The organism is Streptomyces sp. NPDC057136, from assembly GCF_042670885.1.
In the GTDB taxonomy this organism is placed as follows: Bacteria; Actinomycetota; Actinomycetes; order Streptomycetales; family Streptomycetaceae; genus Streptomyces.
The window spans coordinates 251826-266640 of sequence record NZ_JBHUUV010000006.1; the positions used below are offsets into that span (position 1 = coordinate 251826).

The window sequence follows — 14815 nt, forward strand, 5'->3', positions numbered from 1 at the left end:
GGCCCGAGTGGTGCAGGATGTCCCGGATGCAACGAGGACTCGTACACGCGATCGCGTGGTCGCTCGCCACAGGGGCGGCGGTCACGTTGTCCTGGTGGGGTGTGCACACGGTGATGGCAGGGACCGCCTACGACCCGCCGCGCGCGGTGCCGCTCACCGTGGGCGCCCGTACCGGACAGGGCACACAGGAACCGGTGTCGTCGTCCACGCACCGCGCGGCGCCGTCCCCCTCCTCGCCCGCGACGACCCCCCGCACGACGCCTCCGGCCTCCCGCGTCCCGTCCCGGCCGCCTTCGCGTACGCCGTCGAGCAGCCCGGCACCCGCGCAGTCCCCGGGCGCCTCGAGTGCCTCGGGCGAGGTGAAGAGCTACCGCACGGACGGCGGGCGGGCCGTGTTCGAGCTGGGCAGCAGCTCGGCGAAGCTGGTGTCGGCGACGCCGGAGCAGGACTGGTCGATGCAGGTGTGGACGAACACCACCTGGATCAGGGTCAATTTCAGCGACGAGACCGGGGCGACGTACTCGCTGTTCTGCACCTGGAACGACCATCCGCCGCAGGTGCAGATCGTCGGCCCGTAGCGGCTACGGCTTTACGTTTGGATCAGGCGAGCGAAGCCGAGAGCTTGGGGGAGCTCGTGCCAGACCCCGCGAGCCCGGCATGATCCAAACGAGAGGCCCTAGGTGAACGTGGAGGGTGGCGGCGCAGGGGACGGCTTGGCGCCCTCGTCCGTGACGGCGGCGGCGCCTCCGGTGAAGTCCGCGAGCGCCCGGCCGTGCTCCACCCGGCCGGGGTGCGGATCGGTCGCGACGCGGCGGGTGAGTTCGGCGACGGCGAGCGGCAGGTCCGAGGCGAGCAGCACGGCGTTGCCGAAACGCCGACCGCGCCACACGGTCGGATCGGCAGCGAGCGCCAACTCGGGGAAGAGGGTGGCGGCGGTGGCGATCTGGCCGCGGAGATGGGTCAGCGGCGGCCCGTCGGCGAGGTTGGCGACGTACTGTCCGCCGGGCTTCAGGACGCGGCGCACCTCGGCGAGGAATTCGGTGGAGGTGAGATGCGCGGGGGTACGGGCTCCGCTGAAGACATCCGCGATGACGAGGTCGGCCCAGCCGTCCTGGATCTTGCCGAGTCCGGCGCGGGCATCGGTGGATCGGACGCGTATCCGGGCCTGTGGGTCCAACGGCAGCTCACGACGCACCAGTTGGACGAGTGCGGCGTCGACCTCGACGATCTGCTGGGTGGAGCGGGGACGGGTCGCCGCGACGTAACGGGCGAGGGTGAATGCCCCGCCGCCCAGGTGCACCACCTGGAGGGGCTGCTGCGCGGGCGCGGCGAGATCGATCATGTGGCCGATCCTGCGCTGGTACTCGAAGGACAGGTACGAGGGATCGTCCAGGTCCACATGCGACTGCGGGGCGTCGTCCAGCAGCAGCGTCCAGCCGCGCGGCCGCTCGCGGTCGGGTACGAGCTCGGCGCGACCGCCGTCCACCTCCGCGACGAGGGGCTCCCGCTTGCGGTCGGACCGCTTCCGGGCGCTCGCGCCCCCTGCCGACGCTCCTCGACGTGCCACGCTTGCTCGCCCTTGCTCATACGTTCCGGGGCCGGCGCTTCACCGGCGGCGCCGGGAGATCCGGCCGTCCGGCCATTATGGGCTCACTGGCAGTTGTCGACCGCCTCGATCAGCCGGGCGGCCTGACCCAGGGCCTCCCGGAGCACGGCCGGGTCGGTGACCGGCGCGTCGGGGGCGGGCGGCAGGAGCCAGCCGCTGCCGAAAACGGGGGGCTCGGCGGGGATACGGAGCCCGCGGCCGTTCGTCCGCGTACAGGCGCTACCGGGTACGTCCCAGGCGTCGGCAGTTCCCGGCGGCACCAGGAAGCCGAGGGTGTCGCAGGCGCCGTCGTGGAGGACCGGGCCAACGGCCTCCTGGTCGGCGCCGCGACGCAGGATGTCGACGGCCTCCAGGCCCTGGCGGGCCGGGACCGTGACGAGGTCGCACGGTTCGCCGACGGGTGCGGGCTGTGCGTGTACGGGTGCGGGCGCATGTGCGGATTCGGGTGCGGGCGCGTGTGCGGGTTCGGGTGCAGGTGCGGCGGGCGGTGCGGTCATGGGGTGCGCCGCTGTCGTCCGTGAGCCGGTCTCCGTGCCGAGATGCAGCAAGGGAACCCCTCCTCTCATCGCCGAACGGAGCCAGACTCCGTCTCCACATGGACCAACGCGCCCACTGCGTCAAGGGCTACGGCACCACGCCGCCGCAAAGGATGGCAGTTCATGGCGGATCACGGGCGAGATATCCGTTTTGTACACAAACACTCTGTGTGCGTCCCGTCACAGCAGGTACGTTCTTGCTCCGCCGGGACAACAGAACCAGCGCCCGGCTGCACCGGAGAGGGCCCCGCCATGGTGTCGACACGGCCAGTTCCCAACCTCGTCTTCCGCCGGCTGCGCGGACAGCGCTCCGCCGGGGAGTTCGCGGCGGCGGTCCGCCGGGCCGCGCGGGAGATCGGCGAACAGGTCGCCTGCGACGCCCGGTACATCGGCCGCGTGGAGTCCGGCGAGATCCGCTGCCCCAACTACGCGTACGAACGGGTCTTCCTGCATATGTTCCCCGGGGCCGGCCTGGCGGACCTCGGCTTCTCGGCCCGCGAGACCGTGCGCGGCCGGGGGGCGCGTACCTCGAACGCGGGCTCCCCCGCACGCCCCACCACTCCACCGCCCCCTACGCTCCACAGCGACACCGACGAGGAGAGCGACGTGCTGCGTCGCATGTTCATGACCAGCGGCACCGCCACGGTGGCGGCCGCGTCCCTGGGCCTCGGCGGCGCGTCCGCCGCTGCCGCCCTGACCAGCCTGCCCGCACAGCGCCGGGTGGGCGAGGCCGAAGTGAACGCCGTCGAGAAGGCGGTGCGGCAGATCCGGCTGCTGGACGACCGGCACGGGGGCGACGGCCTCTACCGGCGGGCCTCACAGCCGCTCCGGGCGGCGTACGCCCTGCTCGACGCGGGGACGACCACGCGCCGTGCCACGGCGGACCGGCTGCACGCGGGCGCGGGTGAGCTGGCCATCTCGGTGGGCTGGCTGGCCCATGACTCGGGCCGCTTCGAGGACGCCCGCTCCCACTACGCGGAGGCGCTGGCGACGGCGCGGGTGGCGGGGGACTCGGCGCTTGAGGCCCACGCCTTCTGCAACGCGTCGTTCCTGGCCAGGGATACGGGGCGGCCGCGCGAGGCGGTACGCGCGGCGGAGGCCGGCCAGCGGGCCGCCCGGCCGCTCGGCTCGGCCCGGCTGCTGGCGCTGCTGGCCCTGCGGGAGGCGGGGGGCCGGGCTGGGCTCGGTGACCGCACCGGGTGCGACCGGGCGATCGGCCGGGCGCACGCGGCGTTCGAGCGGGGGGCGTCGTCGGCGGACCCGGAGTGGATGTCCTTCTTCCGGGAGGCGGAACTGGAGATGCTCCAGGCCCAGTGCTGGTCGGCGCTGGGCGACTGGCCGCGGGCGGCGCGGCACGCGCGGCGGGCAACGCAGCTCCAGGACCCGCACTTCACGCGGAACCTGGCGCTGTACCGGGCCCAGCTGACCGGAGATCTGGCCCGGGCCGGGATCGCGGACGAGGCAGCCACGGCGGGCCACGGGGTGCTGGACCTGCTGGACCGGGTCCAGTCCTCCCGCATCCGCGCGATGCTGGCGAGTGCGGTGGGGGTACTGCGGGCGCAGAACGCGTCGCCGGCGGTCGGAGACTTCGTGGCCCGCCACGGGGAGGCGGTGCGGGCGGCAACCGGGCCGACGGTTCCGCCGCTTCCGTCCTCAAACGCCGGACGCGCTTGAATGGGTCGCCGGACGGGTTTGAATGGGCACCCCCAGCCAGTCCGGCACACCTCAGCCCGTCCGGCGTTTGAGGACGGAACCGGGGAGCACGACCGGGACGCCCACACGACCGGGCAAACCGAGCCCGTCCGGCGTTTGAGGACGGAACCGGCGCGCACGGGGCGGCGCACAAAGCACAGGGCCTCCCACACAGCCCCGTAACAACTCCTACCGGTCCAAGTGACCCGTGTCGTTCCAGCGTTCCACCGCCGGCAGGCCATACGCCCAGCCCAGCACCGACAGCGACGTCGGGTCCAGCCGGATGCGGGCGCCGAACGACACGTCCTCCCCCAGCCACCGCGCCCCCAGCGCCCGCAGAATGTGGCCATGGGCGAAGACCAGGACGTCGCGGTCCGCCGACCTCGCCCAGTCCACGATCTCGTCCGCACGGGCAGACAGCTCCGCAGTCGTCTCGCCCTCCGGCACCCCGTCCCGCCAAATGAGCCAGTCCGGCCGGTCCGCCCGGATCTGGGCCGGCGTCAGCCCCTCGTACGCCCCGTAGTCCCACTCCATCAGCGCGTCCCACGGCTCCGCACGGTCCCCGAACCCCGCGATCGCGCAGGTCTCGGCCGCCCGGACGAGCGGGCTGGTCCTGACCTCGACCCCCGGCAGGCCCGCCCACGGCTCCCGGTGCAGGCGGTCGCCGAGCAGCTTGGCGCCCTCGCGGCCGGTGTCCAGCAGCGGAATGTCCGTCCTGCCGGTGTGATTGCCCTGCACCGACCACTGGGTCTGGCCGTGCCGGGCGAGCAGGATGCGCGGTGCCATGAAGGCTCTCCCTGGAACTGAGATCTCACGATCTGATAGGTCCCGGACGGCGGTGTCCGATACAGCGACGAGGGGCGGAAACCGACGCCGGGCCCCGTCGGGGCGTGGCCGATTCCCCCCGCTCCATCATCTCTCACGTGCCCGGGAGGCAACCTCCGGGGCCGTAACGGCGTCCCTTCCAGCGCGGTCCCGGCCTCGGCCACGGAACCGGGACCCCTCGGAGAATCCCGGCCGACGACCGCCGTACGGTTGAATGCCATTCGACGGCAGCATGAACATGGGGAGAGCTACCGGATGCAGCACGCCACCGCCGCGCCAGCACCCGGCCACCGCCCCCGCTGGTGGACGGAGCTGCCACTGATAGCGGTGGTGTACGCGCTGTACTCGGCAGGACGGCTGCTGGTCCGCGGCGACGTGTCGACCGCCGTCGACCACGGGCTCGCCATCCTCCGCCTGGAACAGTCGCTCTTCCTCAACGCCGAGCACCCCCTGAACCGCCTGCTGACCGCCAACCCGGCACTCGGGATACCCGCCGACTTCGCGTACGCCTCGCTGCACTACCTCGTCACCCCGGCCGTCCTCATATGGATGTTCCGGCGCCGGAAGGCCGCCTACCGGGCGGCCCGCACCTGGCTCATGACCTCCACGCTCCTCGGTCTGATCGGCTTCACGCTGATGCCGACCTGCCCGCCCCGCCTCCTCGACGCCCGGTACGGCTTCGTCGACACGATGGCCCAGTACAGCTCGTACGGCTGGTGGGGCACCGAGGCGAGCGCCCCGCGCGGACTCGGCGGGATGACCAACCAGTACGCGGCGATGCCGAGCCTGCACGTCGGCTGGTCGGTGTGGTGCGGCATCCTCCTGTGGCGGCACGGCCGCCATCCCCTCGTACGCGCCCTCGGCGTCGCCTACCCCCTGCTGACCACGCTCGTGGTGATGGGCACCGCGAACCACTACTTCCTCGACGCCGCGGCAGGCGTCGCCGTGATGGCGGGCGGAGCTCTTCTGGCGAAGCCGGTGATCCGCCTCGCGGACCGTGTGAAGGACCGGTTCCGGGCCGGTCTCACCACCGTGCGCACGGCCGCGAACACCGGTAAGGCCCCAGATGTCAGTGCCGGATGCAAGACTTCCGCGGGTGAGCGAATACCCGGCCAGCGGACCTCCTCCGCAGATTCCACCGACACCGGCGCGCCAACCAGCGACGACGCTGCGGCAGCGGCTCGCTGAGCTGCGCGGCCCCTCCGTCGCCCCGCACCCGCTCGACGCACGCGCGCTGGCCGCCCTCGCCGCCAACCCCGGCTGCAAGCGGCGCTCTCTGCTCGACGCCGCGGGGGTGAACAAGGCCGTGCTGGCCACCGCGCTCGGCTCCCCCGCCGCTTTCGGCCAGTCGCAGTTCGCGTTCATGCGGGGCAACGCGTTCGAGGCGAAGGTGAAGGCCGACGGCGGCACGGAGCTGCTCCGCCTGCTGTACGAGCGGCTCGGCGGCGGCTGCGAGGCACCGCACGAGGCGCAGGTGCCGGATCTGACGGCCGCCGGACCCGAGGGCCGTGCGGCGAGGACGGCGCTGGCACTGCGGGAGGCGACTGCGGCGGGCGGCTGGGCCCTGCTCGACCATCCGATGCTGGCCCTGGAGGTGGCGGGCTCGCCCGCCTATCTGGAACCGGACGCCGTGGTGGTGCACCCCGACGGCACCTGGACGGTCGTCGAGATCAAATCCTTCCCCATGATCGACAGTTCGGCCGACGCGGCCAAGGTCGGCGCCGCGGCCCGCCAGTCCGCCGTCTACGTCCTGGCGCTGGAGCGGATCGCCGCGGTGACCAAGGGCGCCGAGGTCGGGCACCGGGTGCTGCTGGTCTGCCCGAAGGACTTCTCCAACCTGCCGACCGCCTCGGTCGTCGACGTCCGCAAGCAGCGGGCCGTCACCCGGCGCCAGCTGACCAGGCTGACGCGCGTCGAGGACATCGCCGCCACCCTGCCCGAGGGCACCACCTTCGACCCGGGATGCTCGCCGCAGGAGCTCGGTCAGGCCGTCGACGCGGTCGGCGCCGCCTACGCCCCGGAGTGTCTGGCTGCATGCGAACTGGCCTTCCACTGCCGGGAGAAGTCCCGGGCCCACGGGGCGGTGGAGGCACTGGGGCGGAGCGTCAGGGGCGAGCTCGGCGGCCTCACGACGGTCGGCGCGGTGCTGGCCGCCGCCGCGGGCAAGGAGGGCGACCCCGCGGACCCGACGGTCGCCGCGCTGCGCCGTGCCGCGGCCCTGCGCGCGGAAGCCCTGGAGGGCCGAGCGGAATGTCACTGATCAACACGCTGGCCCGGCTGGAGGCGGTGGAGAGCGGGCGTGCGCAGCCCATGGCCACCGTCCGCCACCGCCATCTCACCGGCCGGCCGCTCGTCCTGGTGCCGCTCACCACCGCCGGTGAGGCGGGCGCCCCGCTCGGGGCCCTGGTGGGTACGGACCGGGAGGCGCCCCGGCTGCTGGCCGTGGCCCAGCCGCGCGACCGCGATCTGCGGTTCGCGTTCCTCGCCGAGCTGGCCGAGGCGGTGCTGCCGCACATCGAGTCGTACGCCGACGTGGTCGAGCCGGCCGAGCGCAAAGAGACCGATCCCGAGACCGGCAAGAAGGTCAAGGTCGAGGTCGAACTGTGCACGGACGCCGCCCAGTTGATCGTGCCGAGCCGGGCGGGCATCGACTTCGTACGCCTCCTGGGCCGCTCGATGCGCTTCCGGCGGACCGCGGAGGACGACCCGGACACTCCCTATCCGGCGCCCGCTCGGGTCCCCCTGCTGGGCCGCTGGCTGACGCACTACGCGGAGCGGGCCAGGGTGCCGGGCTCGTCCCTGCTGCTCGCCACGACCGATCTGCTGAACCGGCACTGGGCGACCGGCCAGAGCAGCCTGGAGGACCAGCATCTCGGCGCGCTGCTGGCCTGGATCGCCCCTCCGGACGGCGGCTCGGGCGCCGATGCCGCCCTGCGCGCGGAGCTGGAGCGGGACCGGGAGGGCCAGTTGCTCTGCCCGCCGGCCGGACCGGCCACGGACCCGGCGTTCGACAACCGGCTGCTGGCCCCCGCCATCGAGGCGTACGACCGGGCGCGTACGGCGCTGGCGGCGGCGGAGGACGGGCTCGCGGCCGACGCCCGCCTGGCCGAACTGACGTGCGCCGAGCGGGAGATCAGGTCCTTGCTGGCGAAGGTCATGCTGCCCACCTGGGACGCCGTGTGGCGGGGGCTCGACCTGCTGGGCGAGATGCCCGAGGGAGCCAGGGCCGAGGACCGCTGGACGCGGGACCGCTGGTCGTTCACGGGCCACCGGGACCGGGTGCGGGCCGGGGAGCCCCCGCAGCCGCGCCGGGACGACGCGGTGACGGCCGCACAGAAGCTGGCCTCCCGGGAGTCGGCCCAGGCCCGGCTCGACGCACAGGAGGCGCTGGACGACCCGCTGGTGCTCGCGGGACGCCGGCTGTCCGGCGAGGCGTTCGTCGGGGAGGTGACGGAGGTGGAGATGGCGTACAGCGAGTCGAAGCGCCCCTCGCCGCGCCCCCTGGTCACGGTCCGTACGGACGAGCACCCGCATCTCGGTGAGCGCACGAAGGTGTACCGCTCGCTGGACGGCAAACCACAGACCGCGGAGTTCGTCCGGGAGGCGGAAGCGTCTGCCGAGGAGGACGGCCTCCTGCTGGTGCTGCGGATCACGGACCGGATGGGGCGGAGCAAGGAACCCGCGCCGGGTTCGGTCCCCGAGCCCGGCGACCGGATCGTCTGGACGCTGTTCGAGCACGATCCTCGCGGTGGTCCGAAGCTGCCGGACCCGGAGGAGACCCCCTGGACCCACGGCGGCCCGCCCGGCGCCGCCGCCGAACGGGCCGAACGGCCCGACCCCGTGACCGCGGAGGACCTGCTGTGACCTCGGAGAAGGCCACGTTCGACCCGGGCGCCGAGGCGACGCGGGCGACCGACGCGATCCTCCACGACACCTTGCGCGGCACCTCGCGCGGCATCGTGGTGGACTCGCCGCCGGGCGCCGGTAAATCGACCCTGGTGGTGCGCGCAGCCCTCGAACTGGCGGCTGCGGGGCGGCCGTTGATGGTGATCGCGCAGACCAACACCCAGGTCGACGACCTGGTCGTCCGGCTGGCCGAGAAGGCACCCGGCCTGCCGGTGGGCCGCCTGCACAGCAACGACTCCGACCCGTACGACACGGTGCTGGACGGTCTGGACAACGTACGGAAGTCGGCGAAGGCGGCGGATCTCGCCGGCCTCGACATCGTCATCTCGACGGCCGCCAAGTGGGCCCATGTGAAGAACGTGGAGCCGTGGGGGCACGCCATCGTCGACGAGGCGTACCAGATGCGTTCGGATGCGCTGCTGGCCGTCGCGGGGCTCTTCGAGCGGGCGCTGTTCGTCGGTGACCCGGGCCAGTTGGACCCGTTCTCGATCGTCGGCGCCGACCAGTGGGCGGGACTGTCGTACGACCCGTCCGCGAGCGCGGTGACCACGCTGCTCGCCCACAACCCGGAGCTGCCGCAGCACCGTCTGCCCGTGTCCTGGCGGCTGCCGGCGTCGGCGGCACCGCTCGTCTCGGACGCGTTCTACCCGTACACACCGTTCCGCAGCGGTACGGACCGCGGGGAGCGGCGCCTGGCGTTCGGGGTGCCGTCGGACGGGTCGGCTCCCGACCGGGTGCTGGACGAGGCGGCGGAGTCCGGCTGGGGTCTGCTCGAACTCCCGGCAAGGCACACTCCGCGCACCGACCCGGAAGCGGTCCGGGCGGTGGCCCTGACCGTCCGCCGGCTGCTGGACCGGGGCGGCGCCGCGACGAGCGAGCGTTCCCCCGACCCGGTCCCGGTGACGGCGGACCGGGTGGCGGTCGGCACGGCCCACCGCGACCAGGCCGCGGCGGTCCGGGCCGCGCTGGCCGAGCTGGGGGTCACGGGCGTGGCCGTGGACACGGCGAACCGGCTGCAGGGCCGCGAGTTCGACGTGACGGTGGTCCTGCACCCGCTGTCGGGCCGCCCGGACGCCACGGCCTTCCATCTGGAGACGGGCCGCCTGTGCGTCCTGGCCTCCCGCCATCGCCATGCCTGCGTCGTGGTGTGCCGGGAGGGTGTCGCGGACCTGCTGGACGAGCACCCGTCGACGGAACCGGTCCAGTTGGGCGTCACGGTCAAATTCCCGGACGGATGGGACGCGAATCACTCGGTGCTGGCTCATCTCGCGGAACACCGGGTGCGCTGGCGGCCTTGATCCGGACAGGGACCAGCCCTCTTGCGCCGGGTTGGACAATGGAGGGTGGCACCTGGCCGCCCGAAGGAGGAGCACCCATGGCACAACCCGAGCGGAACGAGCGGCAGCGGATGCGTCCCGCTCCGCTGCTCTTCGAGCCGTCGGAGGCCGCAGCCGACCCCGAGCACTTCTTCGATCTCGATGCGATGGAGGACCCGAAGGAGCTGCTGGCCCGTGCGACGGAGCTGACGCACGCCTTCCGGGCGGCGGCCGACCGGGCCGTCGAATTCCAGGCAGTGGCCGCCGCCCAGCTCGCCGATCCGCGCCGCTTCGACCGGCTGACGACGGCCGATGTCGCGGAGCGCGCGGAGTGGACCGAGGACTATGCCAAGAAGATGATCGAGTTCGGCCGGTCACTGCTCAGGAACGCCGGACCCTGACCTGGCCACCGGGTTTGCCCTGAATCCGGGTACCGCCGCTGGCATATGCCCGCGCAAGATACTCCTCCATGCCCCGCCCTGTCCCCGTTTCCGGCAACTCTCGGAATCGGTACCGTCACTCCCTGTAGACCTGTCTGCATGAGCGCTTGGCTGAAAGACGAAACGACCCTCCCCGCAGCAGCAGGGGCCTCCCACCGCGACGTCGACATCTTCGCTCTGCTGCGGGACGAGCCCCGGCACCAGGCCGCCCAGGTGACCGCCGCGGGGGCCGCCTGGCTCGCCGGCGCCTCGGCCCATCCGCGCAGCACGCTCTCTCAGTGGCAGGCGCGTCCGAGTGCTCCCGGCGTTCTGCCGTCCGGGTCCGTCTTCGACGTGGTGAATGTGCCCGCGCTGTTCGGGCGGCGGATGCTGGAGCAGCTCTGGTCCGAGGGGCCCGGCTCCGGTCCGGTCGCCACGCACCGGGGCCGGATGCTCCTGTTCGCCGCCCCCGGTACGGCCCAGCGGCTGCCGTCCCTGCTCGAATGGGAGGAGTGGGGCACCGGCGGTCCCGGGCAGTCCGGGGCGCACCGGGGCTCCGTGCCCCCGCTGCTCTGCCACGGCGCCGGCGACGCGGTGACCGTGCCGCCTCTGGCCGGCGGTTCCGAGGGCGCAGGACCCCGCTGGGTGGTCGCCCCCGACACCCGTAACCCGTGGCTCCCCGGCCCCGACGTGCTGCTGTGGGCCTGCGTACGGGTTGGCAGGTCACAGCCTTCCCCGGCCTCCGGGTATTCGATTTTTCCTCCTGCCGATCCGGGTGCTAATGTCTACGACGTCACCAGGCGCCGTTAGCTCAGTTGGTTAGAGCAGCTGACTCTTAATCAGCGGGTCCGGGGTTCGAGTCCCTGACGGCGCACAGACACGAAGAAGCCCCCTCGCTTTCGCGAGGGGGCTTCTTCGTGTTCGAGAGAACTCTTACGTACCTGTCGTGATCCGGACCGTCCACGCCCCCGAAGGCGTCCGCCCCGCGACCTCGATCCTGGTGCGCTCGCCGGGCACGGTGTACGTCTCGCCCTCGTCCAGCGGGGCGTCCGCGAGCGGCGGGTAGACCGACCGGTCCCAGCAGGCGTCGGTGTCGGGATGGGTGTCGACGACCTCGACGGGACCGCCGCCGGACGCGGTCCCGTTGCGGATCCGGTAGATCAGTACGCCTTCGGTACAGGTCGCCCGGTCGTTTCCGGTGGCACTGCGGGCCTCGATGGCCAGGGCGCCGCCCTCGCCGGTCCTGATCACCGCGAGCCGTGTCCCGATGGACCCGCCGGGCATGGGCGCGGCGGCGACGGGTTCCAGGGTGAGGTCGGCCCTGCCCTGCACACATCTGACCTGGCGGTGGTCGAGCCAGCCGAGCTTCCACTTGTGCCAGCCGAACAGCTCGGGCGCGAGCCCGAACTGGCTGCCCATGACGTCCCAGTCACCGACATGGGTGTCCCAGTCGCCCTTGCCGTCCGTCGGGCGGTGGTAGAGGTCCGCCAGGTCGAAGACGTGCCCGGTCTCGTGCGCGAGGACGTTCCGGTCCGGCGGGTGCTGTTCGAAGACGGTGACGACGCGCCTGATGTCCGTACCGTCGGCCCGCAGCGGGTGGTCGAAGTTGACGACCTTGGTGGCGTCGGAGTCGACACCGGGCGCGTCCGGGTCGGCGACCAGATAGATGATGTCGTACGCCGAGAAGTCGACCGCCCCGTCGGCCGCGTCGATCGCGTCGCGGAGATACGCGCTGCGCCGCCCCGAGTCCCAGTCGCGCTCTATCCCGTACCAGGCGGAGGGGCGCGGCATCTCGGCCCACTGCCGCTGGGGGTGCGGGCGCAGGGTGAACTTCCCGTACGAGGCGCGCTGGAAGAAGCGGGTGGTGGAAGGGAAGTAGTCGGCGGCGAGTACGGCGGGGGTGACCGCGGGCTCGGAGTCGGGGAACGAGAGGAAGATCATGACCGCGTCGAGGCTGTGATCGGGGCGGGGGTAGGCGCCGTTCCAGGTGTCGAGGCCGAGGGAGTGGTGGGCCCCGGTCCTGGGCAGGGCGCACGGGCCCGCGTCGCCGGTGGCGGCCACGGCGGGTCCCGCGACGAGGGAGGTGGCGGCGAGCGCCATGAGAGAGGTCAGAGCGGCCGCCACGCCGCGCAGACTCGGTCTCTCCACTCCCCCGGGGCTGCGCAGTCGCGGCACATCAACCTCCGGGTGGGAAACACGGGACAGCCCACCCACCCTGTGCCGATCCGGGGTCGTACGTCCTGTTGGACTGCCCCACTCGGGTCAGGAGGACCGCGGACCGCATCCCCGGTTCACGGACAGTCACAATCAATCAATCCAGCGAAGCGACATAACAGGACCGCACAGAAACGATCAGTAACGGGCAAACCGGATTGGAGCCCGGAGCAGGGGCCAGGCGGGTACAGAGAGCCGCCGCCGGCCGGCGAGCTGGAACGGCCGACTCACCACCCTCTATGCTTCACCACGCTTTCCCGCGTGGATACCGTCCCTGACAACGGGACTCCACCCGGTGGCCTGTCCGACCACACCTGTTCACGACGATCTGCACAGCGGGAGCAAGCGGTGAGCGGAACCTCCGAAGGGCCGGAGCCCCAGGCAGGCAGAACCCTCGGCGCCGTACGGCCACCGGTCACGGAGCGTCATACGGCGGGAGCGAGCCCGTCCGAACTGCGCGACTACCGCGCCGCCTTCCGGGTCTCCGTTCTCGCCATGGCCGTCCTCGACCACGAGGGCCAGATCGTCAACGCGAACGACGCCCTGGCCGGACTGCTCGGCACCGATGCCGCCGCCCTGGCCGCCCAGCCGGCCGCCGATCTCGTCGACCTCGCGTCGGACGACCGCACCTGGCACGCGTACCACGAGGTGCTGCACGGCCGGCGCTCCCGCTTCCGCTGCACCCGCAGGCTGAAACACGCCGACGGGCGCTCCCTGTGGGCGGAGATCACCGTCGTACCGATGGAGGCCTCGTCCACCGACACCGCGACCGGCGGCGTGCTGCTGTCGGTCGCGGACATCAGCGACCGGCGCGAGCTCCAGAAGCGGCTGCGGCACCTCCAGATGCACGACCCGGTGACCCGGCTGCCCAACCGGACCCTGTTCTTCGAACGGCTCTCGGCGGCCCTGGACACACCGCCGTTCCAGGACGACTCACTGCCCGCGCACGGCCGGATCGGCCTCTGCTACCTGGACCTCGACGGCTTCAAAGCGGTCAACGACACCATGGGGCACCGCATGGGCGACCGGCTCCTGGCCGCCGTCGCCGGCCGGCTCACCGACTGCGCCGAACGCGACGGCTCCGACCGCAGCGGCAGCCATCTCGTGGCGCGGCTCGGCGGTGACGAATTCGCCATCCTGGTCGAGGACTCCACCGGCACACCCCAGCTCACCGAGCTCGCGAACGCGGTGCTCGTCTCGCTCCAGCAGCCCTTCGACCTCGCCGGCCAGCGGCTCTCCGTCTCGGCGTCGATCGGGGTGGTCGAGCGGGCCTCGGCGGGCACCTCGCCCACCGGCCTGATGCAGGCCGCGGACACCACGCTGTACTGGGCGAAGGAGGACGGCAAGGCCCGCTGGACGCTCTTCGACCCCGAGCGCAACGCCCACCGCATGACCCGCCAGGCGCTCTCCTCCACGCTCCGGCCCGCCGTCGAGCGCGGCGAGTTCACCCTGGAGTACCAGCCGCTGGTGTGCATGGCCGACGGGGCCGTACGCGGCGTGGAAGCCCTGGTGCGGTGGAATCACCCGCAGTTCGGCCGGCTGGCGCCGAATCGGTTCGTCGCGATCGCCGAGGAGGACGGCACGATCGTCCAGCTCGGCCGGTGGGTGCTGCGCACCGCGTGCCGCCAGGCCCGGCGCTGGCAGCTCGACCATCCGGACGAGCCGCCGCTGTTCATCAGCGTCAATGTGGCCGTACGCCAGGTCTGGGACTCCGACCTGGTCGCCGACGTGGCGGAGATCCTCACCGAGACGGGGCTCGACGCCGGGCTGCTGCAACTGGAGCTGACGGAGTCCGCCGTGATGGGCTCCGCCGGCCGTCCACTGCGGGCGCTCCAGGCGCTCAGCGACATGGGCGTCCGGATCGCCATCGACGACTTCGGCACCGGCTACTCCAACCTCGCCTATCTGAGCCGGCTGCCCGTCTCCGTACTGAAGCTGGACGGTTCCTTCGTACGCGGTTTCCGCTACGACGACGGTGCACACCCCAGCCCCGCCGACGAAACGATCGTGGAGGCGATGGTGCAGCTGGCGCACCGGCTGGGCCTCACCGTCACCGCGGAGTGCGTGGAGACGGCGGGCCAGGCCGAGCGGCTGCGGAGGATCGGCTGCGACACGGGGCAGGGGTGGCTGTACTCCCGTGCCGTGGCCCCGGAACGTATCGCTGAACTGATCGGCGCGGGGGCGAAATCAAGCCCGTCGTCGAGCCCGTCCGGAGTGTGAGGACGGAAGCGTTCTGAGGACGGGAGCGTTCCGAGGACGGGAGCGTTCCGAGGACGGGAGCGTTCCGAGGACGGGAGCGTT

13 protein-coding genes and 1 tRNA gene are annotated in these 14815 nt (G+C 72.5%); 10 read left to right on the forward strand and 4 right to left on the reverse strand.

All coding sequences use genetic code 11. From position 1 onward, the window contains the following. The first annotated feature begins 26 nt into the window (after nucleotides 1-26). Nucleotides 27-578 carry a hypothetical protein gene (locus tag ACFT7S_RS10810; RefSeq protein WP_382729625.1) on the forward strand — a complete coding sequence of 184 codons (552 nt, stop codon included), beginning with the start codon at nucleotides 27-29 and terminating at the stop codon, nucleotides 576-578. Between the two features lie 98 nt (nucleotides 579-676). On the opposite strand, the gene ACFT7S_RS10815 is transcribed toward ACFT7S_RS10810, so the two are convergent. Both ACFT7S_RS10815 and ACFT7S_RS10820 read right to left on the reverse strand, forming a co-directional pair. Beyond that, nucleotides 677-1567: a spermidine synthase gene (locus ACFT7S_RS10815; RefSeq protein ID WP_382729627.1), complete on the reverse strand. Its 891-nt coding sequence runs from the start codon at nucleotides 1565-1567 to the stop codon at nucleotides 677-679. An 83-nt stretch (nucleotides 1568-1650) separates the two neighbouring features. After that, nucleotides 1651-1959, reverse strand: coding sequence for a hypothetical protein (locus tag ACFT7S_RS10820; RefSeq protein WP_382729715.1), 309 nt, complete (start codon nucleotides 1957-1959; stop codon nucleotides 1651-1653). Nucleotides 1960-2394: 435 nt separating this feature from the next. Here ACFT7S_RS10820 and ACFT7S_RS10825 point away from each other — a divergent pair, with 435 nt between their 5' ends. Continuing rightward, a complete protein-coding gene (locus tag ACFT7S_RS10825) occupies nucleotides 2395-3816 on the forward strand; it encodes a tetratricopeptide repeat protein (RefSeq protein WP_382729629.1) in 1422 nt (473 codons plus the stop codon). 207 nt (nucleotides 3817-4023) lie between these two features. Here the strand turns inward: ACFT7S_RS10825 and ACFT7S_RS10830 are convergent, their stop codons facing one another. Beyond that, a complete protein-coding gene (locus tag ACFT7S_RS10830) occupies nucleotides 4024-4620 on the reverse strand; it encodes a histidine phosphatase family protein (protein WP_382729630.1) in 597 nt (198 codons plus the stop codon). A 294-nt stretch (nucleotides 4621-4914) separates the two neighbouring features. On the opposite strand from ACFT7S_RS10830, the gene ACFT7S_RS10835 reads away from it, so the two are divergent. From ACFT7S_RS10835 to ACFT7S_RS10865, 7 genes are all read left to right on the forward strand, one after another. Continuing rightward, nucleotides 4915-5847 carry a phosphatase PAP2 family protein gene (locus ACFT7S_RS10835; protein WP_382729632.1) on the forward strand — a complete coding sequence of 311 codons (933 nt, stop codon included), beginning with the start codon at nucleotides 4915-4917 and terminating at the stop codon, nucleotides 5845-5847. Continuing rightward, complete coding sequence (locus ACFT7S_RS10840; RefSeq protein ID WP_382729634.1) at nucleotides 5756-6919, forward strand: hypothetical protein; 1164 nt, start codon at nucleotides 5756-5758, stop codon at nucleotides 6917-6919. The genes ACFT7S_RS10835 and ACFT7S_RS10840 overlap by 92 nt, the downstream gene beginning before the upstream one ends. Beyond that, entirely contained in the window at nucleotides 6910-8523 is a 1614-nt protein-coding gene (locus ACFT7S_RS10845) for a hypothetical protein (protein ID WP_382729636.1), read from the forward strand. Before ACFT7S_RS10840 ends, ACFT7S_RS10845 begins: the two co-directional genes overlap by 10 nt. Then, nucleotides 8520-9863 carry an AAA domain-containing protein gene (locus tag ACFT7S_RS10850; RefSeq protein WP_382729638.1) on the forward strand — a complete coding sequence of 448 codons (1344 nt, stop codon included), beginning with the start codon at nucleotides 8520-8522 and terminating at the stop codon, nucleotides 9861-9863. Before ACFT7S_RS10845 ends, ACFT7S_RS10850 begins: the two co-directional genes overlap by 4 nt. 77 nt (nucleotides 9864-9940) lie before the next feature. Beyond that, nucleotides 9941-10282 (forward strand): hypothetical protein, encoded by a 342-nt coding sequence (locus ACFT7S_RS10855; protein ID WP_382729640.1) that lies wholly within the window; start codon nucleotides 9941-9943, stop codon nucleotides 10280-10282. A 138-nt stretch (nucleotides 10283-10420) separates the two neighbouring features. After that, a complete protein-coding gene (locus ACFT7S_RS10860; protein WP_382729642.1) occupies nucleotides 10421-11110 on the forward strand; it encodes a hypothetical protein in 690 nt (229 codons plus the stop codon). Next, a tRNA-Lys gene (locus tag ACFT7S_RS10865) sits at nucleotides 11101-11174 on the forward strand. The genes ACFT7S_RS10860 and ACFT7S_RS10865 overlap by 10 nt, the downstream gene beginning before the upstream one ends. A gap of 59 nt (nucleotides 11175-11233) precedes the next feature. Here ACFT7S_RS10865 and ACFT7S_RS10870 read toward each other — a convergent pair. After that, complete coding sequence (locus ACFT7S_RS10870) at nucleotides 11234-12475, reverse strand: M6 family metalloprotease domain-containing protein (RefSeq protein ID WP_382729644.1); 1242 nt, start codon at nucleotides 12473-12475, stop codon at nucleotides 11234-11236. Between the two features lie 387 nt (nucleotides 12476-12862). Between ACFT7S_RS10870 and ACFT7S_RS10875 the strand changes: the two genes are divergently transcribed. Further along, nucleotides 12863-14734 (forward strand): putative bifunctional diguanylate cyclase/phosphodiesterase, encoded by a 1872-nt coding sequence (locus ACFT7S_RS10875; protein WP_382729646.1) that lies wholly within the window; start codon nucleotides 12863-12865, stop codon nucleotides 14732-14734. Nucleotides 14735-14815 lie beyond the last annotated feature (81 nt).

Excerpts from the sequence above, each read along its gene's own strand:
- ACFT7S_RS10860 (WP_382729642.1), top strand. The coding sequence starts at position 10,421 with ATGAGCGCTTGGCTGAAAGACGAAACGACCCTCCCCGCAGCAGCAGGG.
- ACFT7S_RS10825 (WP_382729629.1), top strand. The coding sequence starts at position 2,395 with ATGGTGTCGACACGGCCAGTTCCCAACCTCGTCTTCCGCCGGCTGCGC.
- ACFT7S_RS10830 (WP_382729630.1), bottom strand. The coding sequence starts at position 4,620 with ATGGCACCGCGCATCCTGCTCGCCCGGCACGGCCAGACCCAGTGGTCG.
- ACFT7S_RS10845 (WP_382729636.1), top strand. The coding sequence starts at position 6,910 with ATGTCACTGATCAACACGCTGGCCCGGCTGGAGGCGGTGGAGAGCGGG.
- ACFT7S_RS10855 (WP_382729640.1), top strand. The coding sequence starts at position 9,941 with ATGGCACAACCCGAGCGGAACGAGCGGCAGCGGATGCGTCCCGCTCCG.
- ACFT7S_RS10810 (WP_382729625.1), top strand. The coding sequence starts at position 27 with ATGCAACGAGGACTCGTACACGCGATCGCGTGGTCGCTCGCCACAGGG.
- ACFT7S_RS10835 (WP_382729632.1), top strand. The coding sequence starts at position 4,915 with ATGCAGCACGCCACCGCCGCGCCAGCACCCGGCCACCGCCCCCGCTGG.